This is a genomic window from Paenibacillus sp. 01L418 (genome assembly GCF_056400045.1).
In genome coordinates this window covers 1-1,589 of the sequence record NZ_JBFTSN010000723.1, presented here as the reverse complement: position 1 = coordinate 1,589, position 1,589 = coordinate 1, and the positions used below count along the sequence as shown (strand labels likewise).

The following is a 1,589-nucleotide window of genomic DNA, read 5'->3' as shown; positions in this document are numbered from 1 at the left end:
ATCATGATGTTCTCGCAGGCAATTGGGCGAAGGATGCGATTTCTAAAGTAACAAAAATGGGCTTAATGCAAGGATATGAAGATGGAACGTTTGGTGCTGAAAAAGCAATGACACGAGCTGAAATGGCGAAGCTTATATCCACGCTTATCGGTGCTGCACCAAAGGCTGGAGCAGGTTTTACCGATATTTCGACTCATTGGGCGAAGGCATCTATTCTAAATGTGCAAGCTGCTGGAATCACTAATGGCTATGCGGATGGAAGCTTTAAGCCAAATAACGCGCTGACGCGTGCTGAAGCAGTCAGCATGATCAACAAAATGCTGGGCAGAGTCAAACTAGTTGGCATAACATCATCCCCGTGGAAGGATGTTACTAGCAAGCACTGGGCTTATGGCGATATTTTAGCGGCGTCAGTTAAGTAGCAGAGATAGGGTGTCCAAAAAGAGTTAAACTCGCTGAAGAGATAATTGGATTTAATTAAAAACCATAAAAATATTAAAAAAATGGCGTCACAGGAACTTATTCCAGTGCCGCCATTTTTCTGTTTTGGTCTATTTATGTTTGCTTAAATAAATGGTAGGCGAGCAAATTTCTGTGTCTGCTTGAGGTGGAAATGGAGCAGTAAGCACGCATAGGTTCTTACAGCGAGAGAAAAGGCTAGGTTTGTTGTCTGTAAGAACAAATATGGGCTTACAGAGTTACGGCAGCGTTTGTTCGAGGTGGAAATGGAGCAGTAAGGACGCATAGGTTCTTAAAGCGAGAGAAAACGCTTGGTTTGTTGTCTGTAAGAACGAATATGTGCTTACAGACTTGCGGCAGCGTTTGTTCGAGGTGGAAATGGAGCAGTAAGCACACATAGGTTCTTACAGCGAGAGAAAAGGCTAGGTTTGTTGTCTGTAAGAACAAATATGTGCTTACAGAGTTGCGGAAGCGTTTGTTCGAGGTGGTAATGGAGCTTTAAGCACGTATAGGTTCTTAAGGCGAGAGAAAAGGCTAGGTTTGTTGTCTGTAAGAACAAATATGCGCTTACAGAGTTGCGGCAACGTTTGTTCAAGGTGGAAATGGAGCAGTTAGCACGCATAGGTTCTTACAGCGAGAGAAAAGGCTAGGTTTGTTGTCTGTAAGCACATATATGAGCTTACAGAGTTGCGGCAGCGTTTGTTCGAGGTGGAAATGGAGCAGTAAGCACGCATAGGTTCTTACAGCGAGAGAAAASGMTAGGTTTGTTGTCTATAAGAACAAATATGCGCTTACAGAGTTGCGGCAGCGTTTGTTCGAGGTGGAAATGGAGCWGTAAGCACGCATAGGTTCTTACAGCGAGAGAAAAGGCTAGGTTTGTTGTCTGTAAGAACAAATATGCGCTTACAGAGTTGCGGTAGCGTTTGTTCGAGGTGGGAATGGAGCAGTAAGCACGCATAGGTTCTTAAAGCGAGAGAAAAGGATAGGTTTGTTGTCTGTAAGAACAAATATGTGCTTACAGACTTGCGGAAGCGTTTGTTCGAGGTGGTAATGGAGCTTTAAGCACGTATAGGTTCTTAAGGCGAGAGAAAAGGCTAGGTTTGTTGTCTGTAAGAACAAATATGCGCTTA

The 1,589-nt window shown here is 43.7% G+C and carries 1 protein-coding gene; it reads left to right on the top strand.

The window, feature by feature from the left end; genetic code table 11:
* On the top strand, positions 1-422 hold a 422-nt coding region (locus AC1DSE_RS35060; RefSeq protein WP_477529101.1), incomplete at its 5' end, for an S-layer homology domain-containing protein.
* Positions 423-1,589 lie beyond the last annotated feature (1,167 nt).